This window comes from Methanobrevibacter sp., assembly GCF_045577275.1.
Taxonomy (GTDB): Archaea; Methanobacteriota; Methanobacteria; order Methanobacteriales; family Methanobacteriaceae; genus Methanobrevibacter.
Map to the genome: position 1 here is coordinate 1 of NZ_JAZNIB010000144.1, position 2642 is coordinate 2642.

Annotated in this window: 3 protein-coding genes; all 3 read left to right on the forward strand. The window is 28.5% G+C overall.

Translation table 11 applies throughout. The annotated features are described in order from the left end of the window. Positions 1–120: 120 nt before the first annotated feature. Entirely contained in the window at positions 121–282 is a 162-nt protein-coding gene (locus ACKI67_RS04395) for a hypothetical protein (RefSeq protein ID WP_407462180.1), read from the forward strand. Positions 283–545: 263 nt separating this feature from the next. After that, positions 546–2048: a transposase gene (locus ACKI67_RS04400; RefSeq protein ID WP_407462181.1), complete on the forward strand. Its 1503-nt coding sequence runs from the start codon at positions 546–548 to the stop codon at positions 2046–2048. Positions 2049–2493: 445 nt separating this feature from the next. Continuing rightward, positions 2494–2642 (forward strand): adenylyltransferase/cytidyltransferase family protein (locus ACKI67_RS04405; protein WP_407462182.1); only part of this gene is annotated, 149 nt, incomplete at its 3' end.

The window sequence follows — 2642 nt, forward strand, 5'->3', positions numbered from 1 at the left end:
GCAAATGAACTTTTAAAGGAAATTGCTGAAGATGATGATGTTAAGTTAAATGATGCAATGATGAAAAAGATATTATCAGTTACCAGCAAAATGTAATTTTCAATAAGTTTTAAAGGAGAAATGAGTATTATAAGAAATTATTCTGGTACTGTCCACTATTTGCCAAAATTTGAAAAACCCGAAATACTCTTGAAAACATCCTACACTTCACAAAAGTTAGGTCTTACTTTTTTCAAGGACTATCGTTTAGTTAAACCTAGACTTCACCAAACAGGACAATAATCGAATAACATTTGATTTAAAAATCAGTTCCTATCTAATTATTTATCCCATTATCTTATGCAAGATAAATTGTTTAATTATCGAGACTATATTAAAAAAGTTTAACGAATTTTAACAGCATGGAAAGTATTAAATAGGTGATTGGAGAGATATTATAGTGTAATGAGAAAGAATATCTCCCAACACCTTTTTTTATGTTTGTTGGGGATAGCATATATATTTTATTCTTTCTTTGCAAAATTTCAAAGTTGTTGTGATTTTTTATGTTGGCAGTGGAAAGTAAATATTATAGTATTCAAGCCCCTTTGATTTATAAGAGTCCTGTTGAAGATTTAGATGATTCACACATGGCAAAATTGGTCGTGCATTTAGTTAAATCGTTTGAAAAAGAAAAACCAGAATTATTTAAAGGCAAAGCAGCAGGTGTTCGTGGTCCGAAATTCAAATATTCCAAATCTGAAATGCTAGGATTATATACTTTTGCTACTTTTAGAGGCCATAGATCATGCCGTAAGATTGAATCTTTTCTTGATGATAAAAGCAAAGCCTGTATGTACATTACTAATGAGAAATTGCCTAGAAAATCAAAAATCAATCAATTTAAAAACAATTGTTCCTACCTGATTGATCAGTTTTTAAAATTCACTGTACGATTTGGTTTTAATTTTGGTTTAATTGATTTTAAAATCATTTCTATCGATAGTACTCCAATTGAAGCTTATGTTAATGAATTTAGAAGTTTATCCATAGGTCAAATCCTATATTTGGAAGATTTAATATATGATTACTCATTTGATAAATCTAGACAAACTATTTGGGTTAAGATTAAAAGATTCTTTTTTATGGATGAATTGCCGGAAGATATGATTGATTTAATAGATGAAATCTATCACAATCTCAATGAACATGGCAGACAACTATTACAAATAGCATTAACCTCTAAAAAAGCACGTAATGAGATTTTAGACACATTGGAATTATTGAAAGAAAATTATGATGGAAATAATCGTGTCAGTTTAACTGATCCCGAAGCACGTAAAATGCATATGAAAGATGACACAATAAAGTTCGCATACTTATTACAAACAGTTGTTGAGGTTAAAATGGGATTAATACTAATGCAGAGAATAGTTGAAGATAAAACTGACAGATACCAATTAACACCTGCAATAGACTACATAATTGAGACTTATAATATAGTGCCAGAATATATCTTGGCAGATAATGGTTATTATGGACTAGACCAAATAGAATATGCCTATTCACAGGGAATAATACCAATCATTCCTGATAGAAACGATGCAATGAAAATTAAAGGAACATTCAGCGATAATCCACATGCAAAATGCAACATGCACTTTGATCCCAAAAAACTGGAATACACATGCCTCAATAATCAAAAATTAAAAGTAGATGGAATAGTAGAGAAAGATGGAGAATTGAAATTAAGATTCCGAACATTTGAATGCCCCAGTTGTCCATATAAAAAAGAATGTGCAAAAAATAGTAAATATCGAGTATTATATGAACCTTTCAATCCCTTTTTCATTGCAAGAAAAAGAGCATTCCTTTCACAAAAAGGACAATTAATCTATAAACTACGAGCCATACACAGCGAAGGAACATTCTCACAGATAAAAGAAATACAAGAATTCAAACAATCAAAAAGAAGAGGACGACAAAAAGTAGAAATAGATTTGATACTGGAAGCGATTGTATTGAATCTCAGAAAAATAAGAACACACCTAAATGTAACATTAATCTAGATTTTTCGATTACAAAATCCTCTAATTTAACCATCACTGTATTAATTACAATATTAACATTAACTTATTAGCCAATTAATCTGTGTTTTTCTAATAATTGGATAAAACTAATCCCTTATTTTTATCATATAGGTTAACATTTTCCATTCAGCTAAAAGTAATCTTCAATTTTGCTAAAAATAAAATACCAATTATATTAAAAGAACTTTTAATAATTTAATACTTTACATTAATTAACATTGATTTACATCAAGGTAAATCTAATTATAATAATCATGTTGATTTTTTAAAATATAATGATTTTAATACATGTATATGAAATTGTAAATATATCACTAAAAATCATATTTAAATAAGCCCAAAATCAAGGTTAAATTTAAATAGTGGACAGGACCATAATAGTTCTAATAATAAAGATTAATACTTAGCTAATTAGGACAATATTATGAATAGAAGATATAAAAAAGTGGCTGTTGGTGGTACTTTAGACAAGTTGCATGATGGTCATAAAAAGTTATTATCTACTGCTTTTGAACTGGGTGACCAAATTGAAATTGGAGTAACTTCTGATGCATTTGGTGGTTTAAAAGGAGA

Excerpts from the sequence above, each read along its gene's own strand:
- ACKI67_RS04395 (WP_407462180.1), top strand. The coding sequence starts at position 121 with ATGAGTATTATAAGAAATTATTCTGGTACTGTCCACTATTTGCCAAAA.
- ACKI67_RS04400 (WP_407462181.1), top strand. The coding sequence starts at position 546 with ATGTTGGCAGTGGAAAGTAAATATTATAGTATTCAAGCCCCTTTGATT.